The sequence below is a fragment of the Bacillus sp. TE8-1 genome (assembly GCF_008368855.1).
Lineage (GTDB): Bacteria > Bacillota > Bacilli > Bacillales > Bacillaceae_G > Bacillus_A > Bacillus_A cereus.
On sequence record NZ_QPET01000009.1, the window covers coordinates 237,564 to 257,619 of the forward strand.

A 20,056-nucleotide genomic window follows, 5' to 3' on the forward strand; every position below is an offset into this window, starting at 1 on the left:
AATTTAACTACATAGTTATTGTGCTAAAGGGGGAGAAAGATGTTAGATGAATTGTACAATGCTTTTTTAAATGCGTCTGGTTTTACAGAAAGTGCGAGGAAACGAGATCGGTATGATGATTTACATGATTATTTAAAAGATAAAGAAAGAGAGTTAAAGCAATTCATTCAAGAGGCTGAATCAGCGAAGAGAGAGTATGAGAGTAAAAGTAATGGCTTAGAAGCTAATAAAATTCCGGCAGTTGAATTTGAACAAAAACGTCATGAAAAGGATGAAGACTTAAATACAGTATTATCCTATTTTAAAAGTGCATTAAGCGATATTGGATCTGCAAAAAGTACAGCTTATGCAAAGTATTTGGAATATAAAGCGAAAGCAGAATCGGAGAAAGCGTCAGCATACGCCGCAGCGACCAAGGCTTTTGAAGAAAAGAAAAAGGAATTTGAAAACTTTATCCATTAAGCATACAAAGAATGGAGGGAACCAACATGAGTGGTAAAGAGGTTGAAATTATAGGAAGTAACACTGCAAGTGCCATTTCTTACGCACAAAACATTGAAAATGGTATGAAGGATTCTTTAAACCAAGCGAAAGACTTAAAAGCATATGTCACAGGTGCGAAATGGAATGGAAAAACGCGAGATGCTTTTTTAAGTTATCTTGATTTGATCATTCAATATAATTCAGAAATGGTAGAGGCATTTGAAGGGCATACGAAAGCTTTGAAAGAGTTAGATAAAAGCATTCAAACGTACGGAGATAGATCGGAAGTAAGGGCGATAAAACAATTGTGATGGAGAAACGAGGGATAAAAGAATGGGGAAAGAAATGAGTTTTGCACCTGCTGAATTATATGTTCTCGCAGGTGCAGCTGGGGTTACCGATATATTTGGATTGCCAAACCGTGACGCAATTATTTTACTTGATGCAGAATGTGTCACGAAAGCAACTACGAGTTTAAAAGAAAAAGGCCTACTTACAAGTGAAAATGGAATTACCCCTGCAGCTTTTCAAATAATTGAACTATTAAAGGAATATGAAAGTTGTCATGAATACACGAGAATGAATAATGTATTAATTGGCTTTTTGAAAGAGGATAAAGACCGAGTGGCTGTATTAACGGAAATAGAACCAAATAAAAAATACGAGATCGACTACATACCAAAGCCAGACGTATATTTTTCCTTATTAACACGCATCCCTTTTTTATTGAGAGAACCGAGGGAAATAGAAGATACATTTTTCTCAAAGAGAATGACAGAAGAAGAACAACAAACATTTGAGGAAAAAGATTTATCAAATAAAAACGTTATAGCGATAGAAACGTATACGAGGCCTCGAAGTAATAGAGGAGGAAAATGGGAATGTTTCTTATATTTCACTGAAGGAGAAGATTTCGTTCAAATAGATGTAGATCGTAATCAATATGACTGGGTGAGCCTCTATGCGGTTAATAAGAAATTGTATGACGTGTTAAAAATGCCGTATAAAAAATTAATTGACCCGAGACAATTTTCGTTAGGAGGTATTGAATAATGCAAGTATCAATGGGAGATGGTGGTTCTGGTGGTGGAGAAGAAGTATTAGTTAATTTTCAAGAACTACTTGATATAGTAATGAAATTAGAAAATATATATAAAATCCATGTAGACGTCATTGGAACGAATATTGAGAGTTTATTAAGCTGTGATTTTTATCAAAAAGGTGAAGCGATGAGAGTAATTGAAAAATATCCTGATATATTACACAAAACACTTGAATTGTCTGAACACTATTTGAGGTCGGCGAAAGTTGTAGGAAATGTATGTGTAGAAATGCTTGAAAAGGACGAACAATTACGTGAAATATTAAGTAAGTTGTAGAAATCACCATACGGCTGGGGGATGAAAACGAGATGGATGTGAAATATAGACCTGAACCATGGCAAAACATGGGAGATGGTATGAATCGAATTACAAAAGATGCACTCATGAAATTACGGGAAGCAAATGAGTCATTAAAAAGAATTGATGGAAGAATACGAGATTTAGACTCGGATGGTAGTATACATTTTAATCCTAAAGATCAATCGCAAAAAATCAGTGAATTACTTGATAGTTATACGACATTACAAAAATATTGCGGAGAAGTAGGGCGAATAGTCTCTGAACATATAGATAAACCTTTTTTAGTAGAAATGGATAAATTCGCTCAAAAAATGAGAGATACATCTATTCTCAGTTTCGAAACAAATAACCGAATTGGCTCTACAACAACGACAGTATTACCAGGTGCGCATGCAGGCTACGGAAGTGTACCACAAACAATACAGAAGAAGAAAGATAAAATAACAGTAGAAGATATTTTTAGAGATTCACCTGCATTTGATAACGTACTGAGAGGGGAGTACAAAGAACTAAAAAAACAAAATCCAGATGCAAAATTAAATTATGAAGAATACAAGAAAGTAGTCCCATCCACACGAGGATTTGAATACAAATCGATAGAAGATGAACAGAAAAAACTAGAAATGGTGCGAGACATAGGAATAGGCGTAGGAATCATCATCACAACAATCCTTTGTCCACCACTCGGGGCCGCTGCCGCAGTAGTATACGGAGGTGTACAAATAAAAAGCGGTATCGACGGAGAAGACTGGGGAACACACCGGAAATTGAGCCAAGAAGAGCGGGTAGGAAACATCATTTTTGGCGGATTAGATGCAATCCCAGTTGTTGGAGCGGTAGGAAAAGGAGTAAAAGCATTCAAAGGGACGAGTGAATTAGCTGATTTAGCCAAATTATTAAAATTCAAAGAAGGAATGCCTGGTTTTAATCCAAATTTGGGTAAAAATGTGGTACAATCGCTTAAGGAAAATAAGACTTTAAAAAATGCACTAGATGCTATGAAAAATACTCCTATTCCAGTAGCAGTTAGGACGGTGGATACTGGAATAGGAATGAAGCTTCCTTATATAGAATCTTCAACTGTTGGAGAAGTAGCTGGAAAGTTTTCAAAGGCAAGTACGGCAGCTAAGGATGACGCTTATCAACTTGCTAAGGGTAGTGGAGGGGTTAAGGGTACGGGTAACACTGTTCATAGATCAGAAATTGACGAAGTAATTAAAAACGACTACGATATAGACGGGAATTTGGTTAATAGGTCAATTGTGCCTAAAGGTTATGATAGTGTTGAAGACTTTTTAACAAAAGTAGATGATACTACTATTAAAGAGTTTGGATATGATAGTGTTGAGGAATTTAAAGCGGTAGTAGGGTATGTTGATGCTCATTTAAATGCTTCACCAAAACATAATATAATTAATAAAGGGCTAGCAGGTGGCACACATATGAAAGGTATAGATTACGATGTTTTAGGTTTTCCGATTTTTAAAGGTGAGGATGTTAAGTTTACTCATAAGTTAGATGAAAGTTTATTTATAGCTAAGGATGATGCACAATTTGAAGAGTGTACAAGGCAATTGAAGGCAGCCATAAACAAAGGAGAGATACCGAGAGATATTTTTACACCTAAGCAATTAAAAATGATAGAGTTGGAATTGCCACGAATTGTAGATTTAACATGGCATCATCATCAGGTGCCTGGAAAAATGCAATTAGTTGTTTCAGCAAAGCACAGTGTAAATCATTTAGGTGGTAATAAATTATGGGGAGGCGGAATTAGATGAGAAAAGATTTAACATGGCCAGTACCAGATGAGCCGGTTTCAGCAGAATATATATATGAAGTGGGTAAGCAGATGGATTTTATATTTCCAAGTGATTATGTAGAGTGTGCTACTACTAATAATGGTTCAGCGGTATTACCATATAAGTTTGAGGTGGATGGAGTAACAAGAGTGTTTGGGACATTGCTCTCTTATGATACGGATAGTAGCGAATATATTGTTAAAGTATATCGTACTTATGCCCCTACTATACCTAAAGAGTTAGTTCCTTTTGCTTTTGACCCAGCAGGAAATTTAATATGTTTTGACTATAAAAATGACAAAAATAACCCTGTTGTGGTATTTTGGGAGCATGAGAATGCTGGCGAAAAAGAAATGTTAATGCGTCAAGAAGGTTTAACAGAAGCACAAGTAGAAGAACTGGCAAGAGAAAATGTATTTTATATTGCAGATACATTTACTGATTTTTTAAGTAAATTACACGATTAAAAAATATAATGATGAATGAAAAATAAAGTTTATGTGAAATGGATAGAAAAAATAATAGGGTGTTTGAAAATATATACTCCATGATGGTTGTACCATCATAGAGTAATATGTGCAATGATAGAATAGAAAACGAAGTACGAGCTTAGGCGATATGACATTTTACATGGCGATGAATATAAACACATGGAATGTATATTAAACTAACGAACTCGTACAAACTCGTAAGTTTTAACGTAGTAGTTGTCACAATATATAAAAGGTGTCAAACTGCACTACAAAAATTATAAAATTATCCATAATTAAAAACATATTAACTTAAAGTACTTGATTGCCGACTAAAGGCAACAAGTGCTTTTTTAATTGAAAGGTATACTATAAATTTATAAAAGTTATTTTTATGAATTAAAGCTAACAGAAACTATTAGTATTATATAATTGAAAATACATTAGCAAAAGGTGTGGACTCTGTAATTCCATTCGTTAAAGGTGCAGAAATACTGCCAGATGGAAGTGTCGCTAGAACTGGAACGAACTATAGCGGGAAATTCCAAGGAGCCCATGATACCTCAAAGGCGAGTATTCAGAGTAGAATCTCGAATTTGGAGAGTGGTGGGGTTAAGGGTACTGGTAGTAACGCAAACCCAAACAAAATTAAACTAACCCCGGAAAGAGAAAAATACTATCGAATAAAAATAGATGAAGCCAAAGCACGGGGGGATTACAAGGAAGCAGATAACATTAGGTATAATCGTCATTGTGAAGAAACAAAAGAGCCTTTAGAACGTAAAGAGTGGGATGTTAAGCGTGAAAATTTAAGGAAAAGTCAAGAGCGTGGAAGAGAAGAAGAAATAAAAGGAAGAAAAGCTTTGGGAGAACACCTAAATCGTACATTAGAGGACAATAACTCCGGCAAGGTTGTTACGTATACATCCAGTGAAGGGCATCTTACGCGTCCAGATAGTATAGGTCGTAATGCTAAGGATGAAATCGATTTAGTTCATGATCACAAACACAAAATAAGTGACAAAGAACACGTTATTCATAATGACAGTCAAATGCGAGCTGAAAGAGAGATGCTCGAAGATAAAAATGGAAGTCATATTGTGACAATATCAAGCGATAAACCCGATTTGAATGGGATTCCTCCTCATCCAAGACCAAGTGGGCCTTTGGGTAAGGATAGTGATGTTTACTACACTGATCCAAATAGCGGTAAAGTGACTCATAAATGGGAGAACAATACACGTTTACCTGGTGGAGGTAGGTGGAAAAAGCTGTGAATAAAAATTATTATGTGACTATATTTTTTAATATTAAGGGGGATATACATGAAACCAGATTTTTTCACAATTACAATGTATCCTACAGTATCTTTTAACGAAGAAGAATTATTAGGTCGTCTTTTGGATGTGTTTGAGTCAAATGAAAAATTTGCTCCTACTCATTGGGGCAACTGTGAAACGGTACGGGTAGAATATAACCGTCAGGAAATTCTGGAAAAAGTAGTTTCAGAGCGTATAGTATCAGAAGTTTACCTGTATCGTGATAAATCTGTGAACTACACAGGACGTTTTCAAGTTAACTGGAGCCATCGTTCATTTTTAGAGTTTGAGTTTCATAAATCAATACCTAAAAAATTATGGTCTGCTTTTTTTGAGTTATCTGATCAAATCGCAGAAGCTGCGAAACCAAGTTACGGAGTAACTCAAATTTTTTGGCCTTTATCATATCCGTGGAATACCGACCGTGAACGTTTACAGATGTGGATGGAAATATCTTCCCAGCCAATACCGGTTAGGTTTCTTCCTAACGGTCCCTTAGGGATAGGCGCTAGAACATACTTTAGTGGTCATATTTTAGAAATGTTTGATAAGGAATTATTACAAAATAGTCCAGCTGTGGTATCTGAGCTAGATTGGGGTGGGCTTTGTATTGATATTTTAAATAATCCATTAGGGAGTGATAGTGATACATTACTTGATAATTGGCTACAAGTAATGAAGTATTTGGAACCAGCACAAGTAATGGCTATACCAAGTTTTGATGAAGATCAAATGGGTGTAACTTATTCTCCAAATATTGCTTGGAAGGACTATCTGAAAAGCTAAATGAAAGGAGATCGTAATAATGAATGAGAATGGTAATGATAGAATAAGAGTCATGGAAATATTAAATAGATCTCAATACAATGATGAGGTTATAGATGGACTAGATATGAGTGATTTAGATCTTACTTTTTCAGATTTGTCAGAGGTGATGGCAGAGGGTATCATGGCAAAACAAGTCCATTTAAGAGCTTCTTCACTAATGAGAGCATCTTTTTTTGATTGTGATTTTGAGTTTGCTGATTTCAGGAGCTGTAATTTAGAGGAAATACATATTGCAGATTGTAGATTTGGTGAAGCTAATTTCTCTAAAGCTAATATGAAATATGCAAAGGTAAATATAAGTAGTTGTTTTGAAACATGTTTTGATGAAGTTGATTTTTCATATGGAGAATTAGTTGGAACGATATTAAATCATGCTACTTTTCGACAAGCAAATTTATATAAAATAGATGCAAAACAGGCCGACTGTACGGGAACGGATTTCAGCAACGCGAATCTTACAGAAGGTAACTTTGAAAAAGCATATTTAGAAGATGCTAATTTATCAGAAGTAGATGCTAGAAATACAGATTTTACAAACGCGGATTTAACAGGAGCGAACCTTTTAAATGGGAATTTCACGGATGCGAATTTTACCGGTTCCAAACTAGACAATGTAGTTTGGAAGGGAGCACAGGTAGAAGGAGCCAAGTTTGACGAAAATGTGAAGGAACAAATCTTAAAAATGATTTAAATATGATGGGAAGTATATACATTTGAGCACTCGAAAACCTATTATTGGTAGCGAGTGCTTTTTTCGTAGAGATATTAGAGATTACTAAATTAGTGAAAATCAATATAGATTATTTTTAAGGATTATTAGATAGATTAAGTCGGGAATATTATATAATTGAAAATACATTAGCAAAAGTTGCGGACTCCGTATCCCCAATCTTTAAAGGTGTAGAAATACTGCCAGATGGAAGTGTCGTTAGATCTGGAACGAATTATAGCGGGAAATTCCAAGAAGCCCATGATGCCTCAAAGGCGAGTATTCAGAGTAGGATCTCGAATTTGGAGAGTGGTGGGGTTAAGGGTACGGGTGATATTGATAATCCTATTAGAACATATCGTGGTGTAGAACTTCAAAATATAGATCCAGTTTATATTGCAGATCAACGTACAGTCGTTGAGATGCCTTTTGTTGGGAAAGGCGAAAAGTACACTAATGCAGAAGGATGGAGACGTGATTTAAAGTATTTTTGGAGTGAACTCCTTGATCGACATCCAGAAGCATTCAGCCCGAATAATAGAGCAATAATAGAAGGTAGGAATCCTTTTACTGATAGTCCTGTTAAAGATAAGGTGTTTAGGGAGTATTTCTCTCAATATGATGTTAAAGGTGTTAGGGGGGACAAATTAGTTCATCATCATATTGGTGGAGGTGGACAAGCATTTCCAGTGCCCCAAAAACTACACCCAGGCTCCGGTGGAATTCATAATATAGAAAAAGAGGCAGGGATATGGGGGAAAGATAAAATTTATTCAGAGTTACTACAGAAACTTATTAAGGAGTGATTTCTAATATGAAAGAGGTTATGAAAGACTATTTTGAAAAATTTATAGATAAATGGATGGAGTACAACAATTCCTTACCGCAAATAGCATGGAATGAAGATGTAGATGAATTTATATATTCGGGTGAAGAAGATGAATATGGATATATTTCTTGGAAACCAATAGAGAAGGGAGTGGAATTTTCCTTTGATGAAATTGAAAGTCAATATAACGTTCAGTTACATGATTCGGTGAAGCAGTATTTCAATTCATATTGGTTTTTAGAATTAACGGGATGGGTTTCTTCTTATAATATTAATTTGCACCCCGTTATTCCAGGGATTGAACCAGATTATTTTATTTCACTTGTCAAAGACTATGCAGAATCTAAAGAGGATATTTTTAAATTTATCCCAATTGGTTTTGAATCAAATGGCATGTTAATAGTGCTAGACAACAATACAGGTGAAATTTTAGTTGAAGATTTTGAATTAAATGAGTATAAACGAATAACTAATAGTTTAGAAAGTCTCATTTCACAATTGAAATTTAAGGATGAACAATAGAAATCTATGGTTGAACTTTAAGTACGACAAAGTGTTTAACCTATTTTTGTTTCTTGTGGGAACTGGATTGATTTAGATACAAGTACTGAAATTGTTATGAACTGTATTAATAATGAGAGTCATTTACCTATTCCTGTTAGATTAGCAGATTTAGAAACACATAAAATGAGGAAGAAGTTAATAGGAGAATAAAACAATGTATTCTATATTTATTAAGCAATAACTACAAGTAGAATGCATTTATATAAACTTGTAAGTTTTACCTAGGATTTGTCACAACATGTAAGGCTGTCGAACTGTTACTAAAAAACTTACAAATTTAATACTACTTAAAAACATATAAATTTAAAGCACTTGATTGTCTACTAAAGGCAACAAGTGCTTTTTTATAGATAGGCATGCTATAAAATTTTAAAAATTATTTTTGTGAATTAAGGCTAACCCAAATTACTGGTATTATATAATTGGAAATACATTAGCAAAAGCTGCGGACTCCGTATCCCTATTCGTTAAAGGTGTAGAAATACTGCCAGATGGAAGTGTCGTTAGATCTGAAACGAACTATAGCGGGAAATTCCAAGAAGCCCATGATGCCTCAAAGGCGAGTATTCAGAGTAGGATTTCGAATTTGGAGAGTGGTGGGGTTAAGGGTACGGGTAAAAATCCAGAAATAGTAAAGTTTACAGAGGAACAATTATCTACTAAACCCTTATATTCTAGGGATCCTGAAAAATGGCAGAAAAAAGGTGGGAAAATCGAAATTAGTGAGGAAGGAATATGGACTTATATTGATTGGTATATTCTTCCAAATCGAGTTTCTTATCCTGGAGGTTTTCCCGACTTTAAATCTGCTGGGTTGGTAAGACAAGAAGTTCCGATAGGTGAATTTAATAGATATGACATTGATTTTGCTAAGGCTGATGAATTAGCTCCAAATGGACCAAAATTAGATGAAAACACATGGCACCATCATCAAGATTTAACAACAATGCAAGAAGTTAGTAAAGAGATGCACAGAAGATTTCGACATATGGGTGGAATGTCATTAGCTAAGAAGTTAAAAGATTAAATAGGAGTGAAATAAATGAATTTAAATGCTTTTGGTAAAGCAACTGAAGAATCAATTGAAGAATTAGAAGAGTTTTTAGGATTTTTACTTCCGGAAGATTATAAAAAATTTTTAAGTAAATATAACGGAGGTACTTCGAAAGTTAGGTATAGTAAATTTTTTGTTAAAGAATTAAATCAGGAAATCCCTTTAGATGTTTTGTATGGTATAGGTGTAAAAAAAACTTTTGATTTAAGTGAATGCTATGAAGAGTTTGAAGAAGATATGTTACCGACCAGTTTAATCATAGGAGATGATCCGAGTTCAGGGTTAATTGTACTTATTACAGATACTGAAAACCATGGTGTATATTATTGGGATCACTCTTTTTATTTTCCACAGTCTAGTGAAGAAGAAAATACGTATAAAATAACTGATAGCTTTAAGGATTTTATTAATGGATTGAAGAATCCTTAATTACCAACTTTTATATGTTGTAATTAATAATTTAAGATATTAAGAAAATATACGAAATGGATTACAGTAACTTTATAAATGCTAAAACTATACTTTATATATGAGAATGCTAAAAAATGTGGTGCTTGGTTAAAGATAACAATCATATATGTAGATGAATAGAAAATAAAGTGTATTTGCAGTGGAAAAAAAGAGTAGGCTATTAAAAAGTGCATACTTCAAAACACATGGAATGCATATTAAACTAACGAACTGATAGAAACTCGTAAGTTTTAACGTAGTAGTTGTCATGACATATAAAAGGTGTCGTACTGTTAATACCAAACTTACAGATCTTATAAATCTTACAAATTTATGCTACTTAAAAACATATGAACTTAAAGCACTTGATTGTCTACGAAAGGCAACGAGTGCTTTTTTAATAGATAAACATGCTGTAAATTTTTAGAAATTATTTTTTATGAATTCAGGCTAACAAAAATTACAAATATTATATAATTGAAATTAAACTAGCAAAAGGTGTGGACTCCGTATCCCCAATCTTTAAAGGTGTAGAAATAATGCTCGATGGAAGTGTCGCTAGAACTGGAACGAACTATAGCGGGAAATTCCAAGAAGCCCATGATGCCTCAAAGGCGAGTATTCAGAGTAGGATCTCGAATTTGGAGAGTGGTGGGGTTAAGGGTACGGGTGATATTGGAACACCGCCTCGATACGGGGAAAGAAGAATCTCAAAGGAATTATATGATGAATTAAGAGATGGAACGCCTGACCCTGCTTTACCTGGTAAGTATATTACAGATAGACTTCAAGCTGATCATATCGTATCAATGAAAAATATAGCAAAGATGAAAAATTTCGATAAATTAACGAAAGAACAACAACTTAAGGTTTTAAATAATGAAGAGAATTTTCTAGGATTAAGTGAAGAAGCCAATAAATCCAAGGGGTCTAAATCTTATTCTGATTGGACAATTTATAAGAAAGAAAAAATTGAAGTTGATCCTAAGTTTAGAGAAGAAATGATAAAGAAGGAAAAAGAATTAGAAATGAAATTACAAAAACAAATTGATGATTTTGTTGAAGAAAATAAAAAGGATATAGATAAATAAAGGAGATAGAATTATGGAACAAAAACTTGGTTTTTTAAGAAAATATAAAAGAAATGCACAACTTATATCATGCCATGAGATTAATAAACTTGATAGTGGGAAAATACCAAATTCATGGTATGAATTGTTTCAAGAAGAAAATGTAGACAAGAGAGTTGAGAGTATTTTATCGATATGGAAAGAGCAAGTAGGAGTGGAATTAAGAAACACTATTACTTATTTGTCTAGGCACCTTGAAGAAGTAGAGCTTATGAACACAAATGGTAGATATTCAATTTTATACACTATTAAAACAGATAATGGGGAAATTCTATATTATGAAGGGGGAAATCCCAAAGATGAGTTTAATAATGAAGAATTAGAAAAATCTTGGGATAAGATTCCTTCAACAATACGAAATTTTTATCGAACTGTTCATAATGGTTTCTATTTTTATGCGAGTCAATCTATGGGTTTAGTTCCTTTAGAAAATGTAACTTTTTTTGATGATGATGAATGGGGTATTATTGAGGAGTTAGAAGAACCTTTACAAATTGATTTACAAACTACTTTTGGTTTCTTTAAAAGTGGTATGGGTGGTTATGTTGCAGTAGATTATAAGAATTCTAATAATGATAATGCGACTTTATGGTGGACGAATAAAGAGCCTAGATATAATATGAATTTTTGGGACATTGTTGATGAATGGATAGTAATTGGATTTGAAGTTTAGTTTAAAGGTTCTGTTGCAAAGTTTTTATATAAACAAAAAAATCCTAATTTAGTAGGTAGAGTTTATACAACTTTGAATAGATTCTCTAATTCATTGTACGTCGAAAAAACGAAGTACGAGCTTAGGTGAGATGACATTTTACTGGGTGATGAATATAATCACATGGAAAGTATATTAAACTAAGAACCCGTACAAACTCGTCAATTTTAACTTAGTAGTTGTCATGGCATGTAAAAGGTGTCGTAATGTTAATACAAAACTTACAGATCTTATAAATCTTACAAATTTATGCTACTTAAAAACATATGAAACTTAAAGCACTTGATTGTCTATTTGGGACAACAAGTGCTTTTTTAATTGAAATGTATACCATAAATTTATAAAAGTTATTTTTATGAATTAAAGCTAACAGAAATTACTAGTATTATATAATTGAAAATACATTAGCAAAAGGTATGGACTCCGTAACCCCATTCGTTAAAGGTGTAGAAATGCTACTAGATGGAAGTGTCGCTAGAACTGGAACGAACTATGGCGGGAAATTCCAAGAAGCCCATGATGCCTCAAAGGCGAGTATTCAGAGTAGGATCTCGAATTTGGAGAGTGGTGGGGTTAAGGGTACGGGAGAATCCAGATTAGAATATTTGAGAGGGAAATATGGCGAATTAACTTCTGAACAGCTCCATGCTAATATTAATGAAAGGGCTGGTATTGCATTTCCGCAAAGGTCCACTAGGAGTCAACTTAAAAATGGAGGTTATATTGTTGAAGATGTTGACTTGTATAAAAAAATGAGTCCAAATAAGAATCGTGCTCTAGGTTTTCGGAATACCAAAAATGATGGATTGGTACAAGCGCATCATGCAATACAAGATGAATGGGCTAAGATATGGGATAAAACAAGCGGTAATAATTATAGCAGTCGACAAGCACCATCAATATTACTCAAATCTACCTCTGGTGAACCACATGCTATAATATCCGCTCTTCAAAGAGCTAGAAGAAGGAATGAAGGTTTTAGTACGGATATAATATACGAATTTAATATTAGCTATAAAGAAATGATTGAAGTGGGTGTAGATTTAAAAGTAGCAAAAAAAGTAATGCGAGAAGCATATAGATATTTTGATGGATTAGGAGGATTTAAATGATAAATGTTCAAAAATTGTCGACTTATGAATTATATTCTCCAGTTGATGAAAATGAAATTAAAAAAATTGAAGAGGAAATGGGATTAATACTCCCTAATGCTTATAAACAATTACTAAAGCATACAAATGGTTTTGTGTCCGATAATGGAGTCGTTATATTTGGAGTGGATATAATAGATGAAATGAATAAAACATATGAAGTCCATGAATATGCAAAGGGTTATGTTGCTGTAGGAAGTAATGGTGGAGGCAAAATACTGTTAATGACTGCAAATGAAAACGCAACAGAGTTAGTACAAGTTGATTCGGGGATTATGGATCCGAATTATGCAACCACAGTAAGTGAGAATTTAATACAGTGGATAAATGACGGAGCGATAGATATTGACTGTGTGGACGAAGAACAGGAAGTGTTTAAGGAAAAACTGTGTAATCTTATATTGGTAAGTCCACCAGTAGGAGGGGCTATGGATTTAAGGAAAATACAAGAGGTATTTATCATCAAAAAGGGATTGTTTGACTTATTAAAAGGATCAAAACAATTACCATTCGTGCTAATGAAAGACATACCTGTTGAGTTGGCTTTAAAAAACATAGAACTGTTAGGCGAATTAGGGGATATATTGAAAATATCTAGTACTGATTAACTGATTTTAGGGCTTAAAATAGAGGGTATTTGAATTAAGAACCGTTTAATACAATTATTAATTCAAAATAATATTGTTGAAAAATTGCTATTGGTTCCGTGTGTGTCTTATATAATCAATAAATTAAACTCTTAGAAAATATTATTTGAATTTAGAGTGCTTGATTGCCGACTAAAGGCAACGAGTGCTTTTTTATTAGATAGACATGGATCATCAAGTACCTGGTAAAATGCAGTTAGTAGTGTCTAAAACGCATAAAGTTAACCATTTAGGTGGAAATGCATTATGGGGGGATGGAATCAGATGAGTAAGGTACAATGGAGATCACCAGATGAACCTATTATACGAGAAGATGTAAAGAATGTTGAACAGGAATTGAACATTAATTTTCCTTTAGATTATATAGAATGTGTGATGAATAATAATGGAGCGCATGTTAGTCCAGAGGTGTTTGAAGTTGAAGGGAAAAGAAAGGTTTTTGGAACGTTATTAAGTTACGATATGGAAGATGATGAAAATATTATGGAAGTATTTGATGATTACAAGGATACACTACCAGCAGAATTAGTTCCTTTTGCTTTTGACCCAGCGGGAAATTTAATATGTTTTGACTATAAAAATGACAAAAATAACCCTGTTGTGGTATTTTGGGAACGTGAAAATGCTGGTGAAAAAGAAATGTTGCTGCGAGAAGAAGGATTAACAGAAGAACAAGTGGAAGAACGTGCAAGAGAGAATGTATTTTACATTGCAGATACATTTACTGATTTTTTAAATAAATTACATGATTAAAAAAATAAAGTTTATGTGAAGTGGATAGAAAAAATAATAGGGTGTTTGAAAATAGATACTCCATGATGGTTGTACCATCATGGAGTGTTACGTACAATGATAGAACAGAAAAAGAGGTGCGAGCTTAGGCGAGATGACATTTAAACGCATGGAAGAGACATAAAACTAACGAACTCGTACAAACTCGTAAGTTTTAACGTAGTAGTTGTCACGACATATAAAAGGTGTCAAACTGTTACAATAAAATTTAAAAATTTAATGTTACTTAAAAACATATGAACTTAAAGCACTTGATTGTCTACTTGAGGCAACAAGTGCTTCTTTTTTGCATAGAAATTTAACAGATCACTATAATTTTATTATGTAAACTTTTTACATAGTTTTCTATATAACTAACGAGAAGAGAAATGTTTACTATTACTTTCATTTCTGTTATGAAAATTCTACAATAGAAGACAGAACGTATATTTGGTATAATCAAAACATACTATATGAAACGATGTACATGAGTTTGAGATTTATGAAAAAAGGTAAGTAATACATAATAATAAATACGCTATAGGATTCAGTTCATGTTATACAAATTAATCGTTAGAAAGGAAAAGATGTAATGAATCAAATTTCATTTGAAGATTTATTTGAAGAAGAAAAAGAAAAGGTGGAGGTAGCTGAGGTATGTAAGGTACCAGCCCCTTTATCACCATTACAAAAAGATATTTTAGAATTAATTGATTCTGAAGAAATAAGTGCGCTTGAGCTATGTGAACGATTAATACGATCTGGTAAAATACCCGATGAAAGATTCACTACGAATAAGCCTAAAGCATATGGACAAGTATGTTTACTATTAGAAGGTTTTGTTACAGAAGGAAAACTTATTTTTATCAAAGATGATGAGAAAAGAGATAGGGTATATAAGTTGAAAGAAGAAGGTTGAGATGTATAGCGGGAGATGAATGATTGGTTCCCTTTAACTTGCAGCTCCGTTAGTCTAGTAATGTCCACAAAAAAGGTGTCAATCTCTCCTAGATTGACACCTTCATATTTTTAACACCTTACATACTTACGCTTGAAACCAAGTCTTCCTCTATCAAGTTCTTTCTGAATACTTTCAGAAGCATTTAACAAACTGCTTTTTTTATTATCACGTTTGACTTCAACTATACCAACTTCTTTTGCAATCTCGACTGCTTTTTCGTGTAGTGGTACATATGAAATTGCCACGGTGTTTAGGAAATTATTCATAGCGGATTTTGTTCGTTCTGGAGAATGATGAATTGTATCTTTCATCATTTCAAGCATATCGGAAATTTTATTTTCGGAAAATTCATTGTCTTTGCGATTTCCTAATAGCCAACAGTAGCAACTCCAGCCGGCAGACATTTTAAGCTCGTCCCCACTTGCAATCCATTTATCAGCAACGTCTTGCGCAATATTTGACTCCGATAAAGTTACTGCCACTACATAATCAGATAGCATATAAAAATATGCCCCGTCTATCCAGCGATCAAAATCAGACTCACTCATAGCTTTTGGATCGGCAATAATACCTGCAAAGTACATAACATCGTAGTTACCTGTGGCATAAAGTTCTTCAGCTAACTCTTGATTTAATTTTATTTTTTTAGCGATTGGTTTCATAGCACCTGTAGCTACTCCGAAAACCGGTTCGTGCGCACCGTTAGATATGTATATTTTTTTCGTTCGTTCCTTACCTAGAGCTTCAAGTTCTTGCATAACTGTTTTAAAATCCATAGCTGTGCACTTCCTTCCTTCATGTAAGAGCCTTTTTAAGTCTTTCATATTTCTTATTTTAATACTAATTGTATTTAAGAGGTATGTCTACTTTCTAAAGGTATCGAAACTTGGTTTGAATTTTAGATGAAATAAAGAGCTAATTAAAAGGGTGGTATAATATAGAAAAAGTGAATGATGAACATCAAATAGGGGGTATTCAATTGGAAATAAAATTGAATCGATTATATAGAGAGATAGCGGAAACGGTTCATGCCATGATTCCAGAAGAATGGGAGAAATTTTATTTTTATGCACAAATATCAGAAGCTGGAGGGGGAACTTACTTTTTCTATAACAACTTCAGAAATAAACAAAATTATAAGTATAGTGTAGAAATTCCTTTTAAATACGAAGTTAATGAAGAGGAGTTTGAAAGGAAAGAAGATTCTTTATATAAATTGAGTAAGGAATTAAGAGATGTTTTTAAAGATAATCAGCAAGAGCTTTGGTACTCTTTTACAATGTCTCTGGAACATAGTGGGGAATTTAACATGCATTTCGATTATACCAATTGGCTCGAAAAAGAATATAGTTTTAGTGATCAAATGATTATTTGGAAACGTAAATACTTAGGTGAAGTACCAATTAATGAAAATGATAAAGCGCTAATTAATAAGTATGACAATGAATTTCCGAATAATCCTATTTGACTGAAAGGAAAGAAGAAATGGTTTTTATAAAAATCATGAATTTTAAAGCGTAAGTTGAATGAGAATATATATTCATAATGGAGGACGCTATTAATGGAAGTACACGGAATGGTTTCAATATGGTTCGGTAATATGCAAACGCAAGATCAGTTGGATACACATATAGATGTTACGTATGATGAAGAAGGAGACTCTATACCAGCAAGATTTTTTGTTGATTTTAATATTGATATGATTGATGTAGATGAAGATTTTATTGAAAAGGAAGTGTTAGAAGAAGCGAGTGATGACATTTCTATGTTATTAACGGGATGTTCATATGATGATAAAATACTTTCTCGAATTAAGGAAGTAGTTAAATTAAATAAATCCTATAATTCTATCGTTTTAATTTATAATTTTCAATATGACAATTCAGTAAGTAATTGTGAAGGTTTTAATTTTGTAACTGCTACAAGCTATCTATAGTTAGAAGCAAAGTATAGTAGAATAAAAAATACATTTGTATAGTTTTTCCAATGAATATTTGGTATGATGGTGAATGGGAAAAATATACAAGTTGTTAGTGGTTCATAAAAGGGGGATTGAATTGAAAAGAACGCCTGAATTTGTATTAGGTTTAATTGGTGGCATTTTGGGAATTATTATTTCCATAATATTAATAGTTGTAGCGTTTAATATTATGGAAGGTGTTGATTACGAACTTTTAGCTTATTACTCTATTATTTTAACGGTTCAAATAGGGTTGTTCATTTTATCGTGTTTAGTAAACAAGGTTAATAATAAAGTTTATGGAGTTTGTATGATTGTGATTCCTATAGTTATGTTATTTATGTCATTATTCTTTTTACTTATTCCGACAATTTTACAAATTATATCTGGTTCATTTGCATTTAGAACATTAAAGTTAGAATCGAATGTAAGCTAAATGTAATTATTAACGTCTGAATATTCGGTTTTTTAAACATTTTCGTTTGCAGTTCAAATTAACATAAAGTACAAAGTTGTACGCTTTAGGAGGAGAAATAGATGATTATTTGGTCTGGTTGGGGTTTTTTAGTCGCAATTATTGTAATTATTAATACTCTTTTGGGTAAGGCTATCTTTGGATCTATAACGGGGGACGCTACATATTTTCAAGACCATAGTTGGCCAATGGCGGTAATGTTTATTATATCAGGGATTATGTCTTGGTATTTAGGTAAATATATTAATAAGCCAGATGGGAAAGTTTATATAGATACCGAAACTGGTGAAAAAGTTATGTTTAACAAAAAGCACTCATTATTTTTTATAAAAATGGAATATTGGGGACCGATTCTAGGAGTTATTGCGATTGTAACTTTAATTACAAGATAAAAAAAGAGGATGGGTATAGCAAGAGTAATCTATTCAAGTAGAAGGAGAAATCAGTCATGAATGCAAAGAAACTACTAGGGGTAGCAGTTCCGGTCATGTTGTTATTTGGTTGTGGAGTTTCTGAGAAAACGAACACTTCTAAACAGGAGAAAACGGAAGAGTCTAAAGTAAAAGAATCGAAGTCTAATAGTAAGAAAGAAAAAGTTTCAAAGGAAGACTATCCTAATAAAGTGTATAAATTAGGGGTAGAGTTTGATAAGTTGTTTGCGGAGCATAACAATATTACAAGAGAGGTTTTTGACGGTAAGAAAAAGAAATCAGATATAGTAGATAGTGTGAAAGAATTAAATAAAGTGTTAGATAAATTTGAGTCGATAGATCCCCCTACAGAGTATGTAAACCAACAAAAAGATTTTGAAAAAGCAATTAGTTATTTTAGAGAGTCTTTTTCTTTAATAAATGAAGTCTTCACCAGAAAAGAAAAAAGAGAAAAAGGTGATAAGACTGATAAAGAGTTAATAGAGAAATCCGAAAAGTTAGTGAAAGAAGGAGATATATACTGGCTTAAGGCATTCAAAGATCTTGAAGGGGATATTAAAATCGGTGACGGTACAGTATCAATGAAAGATTTGAAAGAGTTAGATAAGAAAGCTGGAATTAATACAGATAACGTTATGAAGAATGTGAAAGATGGTACGGAATTAATCGGTAATTGGGGATTCCAAGGAACAGACGGTTTCAATATGTCACTCATTTTAAAAGGTGATAAGACATTTGAAACGTATGGTAAAGGTGAGTATCCAAATAAAAAGAATTATATTGAAGGCACTTGGGAATATGATAAGGAAGCTTTTACAATCTATTTACATCTCAATAAACGTTTAGTAGACGGTGTAGAAGATACAATTCAAAAAAAGAAAATAGCATATAAAGTTCAAGATTATGATGGGGAAAACTTGCAATTATTTAATGAGACGTCATTTCATACAATTAAGTATGTGAAGCAAAGTTAAAGTTATGGAGGACTAGGTTTAAATGGCCTGGTCCTTCATTAAAGTGTGGGTATGTAAATAATATGTTATCTTTCGTTCTGTTTACTTAGTATCATGTTATTCTTTAATAGAAGTAATAAATGGAGTTTTACATTAAATATATGAGGTTGGTTACAAATGATAAAGAAATTTACTAGATTAGTATTAATAGTGGTTATGCCAATCAGTCTTATTACAGGTTGTAGGGCTGCTGAAAAAACTGAAGCACAAAAGCCGAAAGTGGTACAATCTGAGAAAAAGGACTATAGGGATTATTCATATGGTAGCAAAGGTATATTAGTAAGTGGCAAAGCGAAAGAACGGCAACAATACGAGATTGGATATATGGATGATAATAAGTTAATTGGGATTGGCGAAAATATTGAAGACTGCATTATTTTAGATAATAAAGATAAAGCAGGTCTCATTTGGAAACAAATAGAGCGAGGATCTATTATTGAAGTGCAATACGGTAAGGATCGCAATGATATCGTAGGCGTGCAATTCGTAGGAGATCGTGAGTCATATGAAATTAGTGATAAGTTTGATCGGAATACGATAAATGAGATTGTTGAAAACGTTAAAGGGAATTTGTAATAGATGTATGTCGATAGTATAGGATCTCTTATTATGAAATTGTATGCCAGTTATTTGTCTAAGTTTAAATTGATTATTTTGACGGTATTTGTAATTAGTTGTAAAATAATGTTTGTTGATGAATTTTATAAAAAGTATGTTAGATGAAATTCATCTGTAGGGATGACATATAAATATTTTCTTAATGGGTATAAAATATGGTAATTTAAATATATAAATAAAAAGAAAATATATTAGGAGTACATAGTAGATTCATATTTTTAAAAATTAATGTGACAATAAAGGGAGGTTGAGATACATACACGGTGGGAGTGTGTA

26 protein-coding genes and 4 pseudogenes are annotated in these 20,056 nt (G+C 32.9%); 29 read left to right on the top strand and 1 reads right to left on the bottom strand.

Features of this window, described 5'->3' with window-relative positions; translation table 11 throughout:
• The first annotated feature begins 39 nt into the window (after positions 1 to 39).
• The 23 genes and pseudogenes from DN404_RS07765 (at position 40) to DN404_RS07870 (ending at position 15,241) form a co-directional block, all read left to right on the top strand.
• The gene (locus DN404_RS07765; protein WP_000883462.1) at positions 40 to 462 is read left to right on the top strand and encodes a hypothetical protein; all 423 of its coding nucleotides are present in this window, start codon (positions 40 to 42) and stop codon (positions 460 to 462) included.
• 26 nt (positions 463 to 488) lie between these two features.
• Positions 489 to 794: a WXG100 family type VII secretion target gene (locus DN404_RS07770; protein WP_000014538.1), complete on the top strand. Its 306-nt coding sequence runs from the start codon at positions 489 to 491 to the stop codon at positions 792 to 794.
• Between the two features lie 22 nt (positions 795 to 816).
• Positions 817 to 1,536 (top strand): DUF5081 family protein, encoded by a 720-nt coding sequence (locus DN404_RS07775; RefSeq protein ID WP_149214929.1) that lies wholly within the window; start codon positions 817 to 819, stop codon positions 1,534 to 1,536.
• A complete protein-coding gene (locus tag DN404_RS07780) occupies positions 1,536 to 1,862 on the top strand; it encodes a hypothetical protein (RefSeq protein WP_006920453.1) in 327 nt (108 codons plus the stop codon). The genes DN404_RS07775 and DN404_RS07780 overlap by 1 nt, the downstream gene beginning before the upstream one ends.
• A 32-nt stretch (positions 1,863 to 1,894) precedes the next feature.
• A complete protein-coding gene (locus DN404_RS07785) occupies positions 1,895 to 3,667 on the top strand; it encodes an HNH endonuclease (protein WP_149214930.1) in 1,773 nt (590 codons plus the stop codon).
• Positions 3,664 to 4,155 (top strand): SMI1/KNR4 family protein, encoded by a 492-nt coding sequence (locus DN404_RS07790; RefSeq protein ID WP_001224283.1) that lies wholly within the window; start codon positions 3,664 to 3,666, stop codon positions 4,153 to 4,155. Before DN404_RS07785 ends, DN404_RS07790 begins: the two co-directional genes overlap by 4 nt.
• A 458-nt stretch (positions 4,156 to 4,613) precedes the next feature.
• A complete protein-coding gene (locus tag DN404_RS07795; protein WP_149214931.1) occupies positions 4,614 to 5,435 on the top strand; it encodes an ADP-ribosyltransferase in 822 nt (273 codons plus the stop codon).
• Between the two features lie 48 nt (positions 5,436 to 5,483).
• The gene (locus DN404_RS07800; RefSeq protein ID WP_000801403.1) at positions 5,484 to 6,263 is read left to right on the top strand and encodes a hypothetical protein; all 780 of its coding nucleotides are present in this window, start codon (positions 5,484 to 5,486) and stop codon (positions 6,261 to 6,263) included.
• 19 nt (positions 6,264 to 6,282) lie between these two features.
• Positions 6,283 to 6,996 carry a pentapeptide repeat-containing protein gene (locus DN404_RS07805; RefSeq protein ID WP_149214932.1) on the top strand — a complete coding sequence of 238 codons (714 nt, stop codon included), beginning with the start codon at positions 6,283 to 6,285 and terminating at the stop codon, positions 6,994 to 6,996.
• A 152-nt stretch (positions 6,997 to 7,148) separates the two neighbouring features.
• The gene (locus DN404_RS07810) at positions 7,149 to 7,820 is read left to right on the top strand and encodes a hypothetical protein (RefSeq protein WP_149214933.1); all 672 of its coding nucleotides are present in this window, start codon (positions 7,149 to 7,151) and stop codon (positions 7,818 to 7,820) included.
• Between the two features lie 8 nt (positions 7,821 to 7,828).
• Entirely contained in the window at positions 7,829 to 8,365 is a 537-nt protein-coding gene (locus DN404_RS07815; protein WP_000665915.1) for a SecY-interacting protein Syd, read from the top strand.
• Positions 8,366 to 8,404: 39 nt separating this feature from the next.
• Positions 8,405 to 8,557, top strand: a pseudogene (locus DN404_RS30910) (endonuclease V); the annotation flags it as partial.
• Positions 8,558 to 8,795: 238 nt separating this feature from the next.
• The gene (locus DN404_RS07825) at positions 8,796 to 9,434 is read left to right on the top strand and encodes an HNH endonuclease (protein WP_124749672.1); all 639 of its coding nucleotides are present in this window, start codon (positions 8,796 to 8,798) and stop codon (positions 9,432 to 9,434) included.
• Between the two features lie 15 nt (positions 9,435 to 9,449).
• Positions 9,450 to 9,890, top strand: coding sequence for an SMI1/KNR4 family protein (locus DN404_RS07830; protein WP_149214934.1), 441 nt, complete (start codon positions 9,450 to 9,452; stop codon positions 9,888 to 9,890).
• Between the two features lie 521 nt (positions 9,891 to 10,411).
• Positions 10,412 to 10,573: pseudogene (locus tag DN404_RS31280) on the top strand (hypothetical protein); the annotation flags it as partial.
• A 147-nt stretch (positions 10,574 to 10,720) separates the two neighbouring features.
• Positions 10,721 to 11,002 carry a hypothetical protein gene (locus DN404_RS31285; RefSeq protein ID WP_065212284.1) on the top strand — a complete coding sequence of 94 codons (282 nt, stop codon included), beginning with the start codon at positions 10,721 to 10,723 and terminating at the stop codon, positions 11,000 to 11,002.
• Positions 11,003 to 11,015: 13 nt separating this feature from the next.
• A complete protein-coding gene (locus DN404_RS07840) occupies positions 11,016 to 11,714 on the top strand; it encodes an SMI1/KNR4 family protein (protein ID WP_065212276.1) in 699 nt (232 codons plus the stop codon).
• A 455-nt stretch (positions 11,715 to 12,169) separates the two neighbouring features.
• Positions 12,170 to 12,865: a hypothetical protein gene (locus tag DN404_RS07845; RefSeq protein WP_124749671.1), complete on the top strand. Its 696-nt coding sequence runs from the start codon at positions 12,170 to 12,172 to the stop codon at positions 12,863 to 12,865.
• On the top strand, positions 12,862 to 13,512 hold the full coding sequence (locus DN404_RS07850; protein ID WP_113303744.1) for an SMI1/KNR4 family protein: 651 nt from the start codon (positions 12,862 to 12,864) through the stop codon (positions 13,510 to 13,512). The genes DN404_RS07845 and DN404_RS07850 overlap by 4 nt, the downstream gene beginning before the upstream one ends.
• 211 nt (positions 13,513 to 13,723) lie before the next feature.
• Positions 13,724 to 13,819, top strand: a pseudogene (locus tag DN404_RS07855) (HNH endonuclease); the annotation flags it as partial.
• The gene (locus tag DN404_RS07860) at positions 13,816 to 14,304 is read left to right on the top strand and encodes an SMI1/KNR4 family protein (RefSeq protein ID WP_113304802.1); all 489 of its coding nucleotides are present in this window, start codon (positions 13,816 to 13,818) and stop codon (positions 14,302 to 14,304) included. The pseudogene DN404_RS07855 and the gene DN404_RS07860, both read left to right, overlap by 4 nt.
• 159 nt (positions 14,305 to 14,463) lie before the next feature.
• Positions 14,464 to 14,671 (top strand): annotated as a pseudogene (locus DN404_RS31290) (hypothetical protein).
• A gap of 243 nt (positions 14,672 to 14,914) precedes the next feature.
• Positions 14,915 to 15,241 (top strand): DUF3895 domain-containing protein, encoded by a 327-nt coding sequence (locus tag DN404_RS07870; RefSeq protein WP_001071908.1) that lies wholly within the window; start codon positions 14,915 to 14,917, stop codon positions 15,239 to 15,241.
• Positions 15,242 to 15,351: 110 nt separating this feature from the next.
• Here the strand turns inward: DN404_RS07870 and DN404_RS07875 are convergent, their stop codons facing one another.
• On the bottom strand, positions 15,352 to 16,059 hold the full coding sequence (locus tag DN404_RS07875; RefSeq protein ID WP_113302792.1) for a DNA alkylation repair protein: 708 nt from the start codon (positions 16,057 to 16,059) through the stop codon (positions 15,352 to 15,354).
• A gap of 203 nt (positions 16,060 to 16,262) precedes the next feature.
• Between DN404_RS07875 and DN404_RS07880 the strand changes: the two genes are divergently transcribed.
• From DN404_RS07880 to DN404_RS07905, 6 genes are all read left to right on the top strand, one after another.
• Positions 16,263 to 16,751 (top strand): antitoxin YezG family protein, encoded by a 489-nt coding sequence (locus tag DN404_RS07880; RefSeq protein ID WP_113302793.1) that lies wholly within the window; start codon positions 16,263 to 16,265, stop codon positions 16,749 to 16,751.
• A 93-nt stretch (positions 16,752 to 16,844) separates the two neighbouring features.
• Complete coding sequence (locus DN404_RS07885; RefSeq protein WP_063536870.1) at positions 16,845 to 17,219, top strand: immunity 22 family protein; 375 nt, start codon at positions 16,845 to 16,847, stop codon at positions 17,217 to 17,219.
• A gap of 121 nt (positions 17,220 to 17,340) precedes the next feature.
• Positions 17,341 to 17,679: a DUF4064 domain-containing protein gene (locus tag DN404_RS07890; RefSeq protein ID WP_000831724.1), complete on the top strand. Its 339-nt coding sequence runs from the start codon at positions 17,341 to 17,343 to the stop codon at positions 17,677 to 17,679.
• Between the two features lie 101 nt (positions 17,680 to 17,780).
• Positions 17,781 to 18,110, top strand: a complete 330-nt coding sequence (locus DN404_RS07895; RefSeq protein WP_017674154.1) for a hypothetical protein — start codon at positions 17,781 to 17,783, stop codon at positions 18,108 to 18,110.
• Between the two features lie 56 nt (positions 18,111 to 18,166).
• Positions 18,167 to 19,123 carry a DUF3994 domain-containing protein gene (locus tag DN404_RS07900; RefSeq protein WP_063246250.1) on the top strand — a complete coding sequence of 319 codons (957 nt, stop codon included), beginning with the start codon at positions 18,167 to 18,169 and terminating at the stop codon, positions 19,121 to 19,123.
• 156 nt (positions 19,124 to 19,279) lie between these two features.
• Positions 19,280 to 19,738: a hypothetical protein gene (locus tag DN404_RS07905; RefSeq protein WP_149214935.1), complete on the top strand. Its 459-nt coding sequence runs from the start codon at positions 19,280 to 19,282 to the stop codon at positions 19,736 to 19,738.
• Positions 19,739 to 20,056 lie beyond the last annotated feature (318 nt).

Bases quoted from the DNA above. Each gene is read 5' to 3' on its own strand.
- DN404_RS07765 (WP_000883462.1), top strand. From the start codon at position 40: ATGTTAGATGAATTGTACAATGCTTTTTTAAATGCGTCTGGTTTTACA.
- DN404_RS07770 (WP_000014538.1), top strand. From the start codon at position 489: ATGAGTGGTAAAGAGGTTGAAATTATAGGAAGTAACACTGCAAGTGCC.
- DN404_RS07775 (WP_149214929.1), top strand. From the start codon at position 817: ATGGGGAAAGAAATGAGTTTTGCACCTGCTGAATTATATGTTCTCGCA.
- DN404_RS07780 (WP_006920453.1), top strand. From the start codon at position 1,536: ATGCAAGTATCAATGGGAGATGGTGGTTCTGGTGGTGGAGAAGAAGTA.
- DN404_RS07785 (WP_149214930.1), top strand. From the start codon at position 1,895: ATGGATGTGAAATATAGACCTGAACCATGGCAAAACATGGGAGATGGT.
- DN404_RS07790 (WP_001224283.1), top strand. From the start codon at position 3,664: ATGAGAAAAGATTTAACATGGCCAGTACCAGATGAGCCGGTTTCAGCA.
- DN404_RS07800 (WP_000801403.1), top strand. From the start codon at position 5,484: ATGAAACCAGATTTTTTCACAATTACAATGTATCCTACAGTATCTTTT.
- DN404_RS07805 (WP_149214932.1), top strand. From the start codon at position 6,283: ATGAATGAGAATGGTAATGATAGAATAAGAGTCATGGAAATATTAAAT.
- DN404_RS07815 (WP_000665915.1), top strand. From the start codon at position 7,829: ATGAAAGAGGTTATGAAAGACTATTTTGAAAAATTTATAGATAAATGG.
- DN404_RS07830 (WP_149214934.1), top strand. From the start codon at position 9,450: ATGAATTTAAATGCTTTTGGTAAAGCAACTGAAGAATCAATTGAAGAA.
- DN404_RS31285 (WP_065212284.1), top strand. From the start codon at position 10,721: ATGAAAAATATAGCAAAGATGAAAAATTTCGATAAATTAACGAAAGAA.
- DN404_RS07840 (WP_065212276.1), top strand. From the start codon at position 11,016: ATGGAACAAAAACTTGGTTTTTTAAGAAAATATAAAAGAAATGCACAA.
- DN404_RS07845 (WP_124749671.1), top strand. From the start codon at position 12,170: ATGGACTCCGTAACCCCATTCGTTAAAGGTGTAGAAATGCTACTAGAT.
- DN404_RS07850 (WP_113303744.1), top strand. From the start codon at position 12,862: ATGATAAATGTTCAAAAATTGTCGACTTATGAATTATATTCTCCAGTT.
- DN404_RS07860 (WP_113304802.1), top strand. From the start codon at position 13,816: ATGAGTAAGGTACAATGGAGATCACCAGATGAACCTATTATACGAGAA.
- DN404_RS07870 (WP_001071908.1), top strand. From the start codon at position 14,915: ATGAATCAAATTTCATTTGAAGATTTATTTGAAGAAGAAAAAGAAAAG.
- DN404_RS07875 (WP_113302792.1), bottom strand. From the start codon at position 16,059: ATGGATTTTAAAACAGTTATGCAAGAACTTGAAGCTCTAGGTAAGGAA.
- DN404_RS07885 (WP_063536870.1), top strand. From the start codon at position 16,845: ATGGAAGTACACGGAATGGTTTCAATATGGTTCGGTAATATGCAAACG.
- DN404_RS07895 (WP_017674154.1), top strand. From the start codon at position 17,781: ATGATTATTTGGTCTGGTTGGGGTTTTTTAGTCGCAATTATTGTAATT.
- DN404_RS07900 (WP_063246250.1), top strand. From the start codon at position 18,167: ATGAATGCAAAGAAACTACTAGGGGTAGCAGTTCCGGTCATGTTGTTA.
- DN404_RS07905 (WP_149214935.1), top strand. From the start codon at position 19,280: ATGATAAAGAAATTTACTAGATTAGTATTAATAGTGGTTATGCCAATC.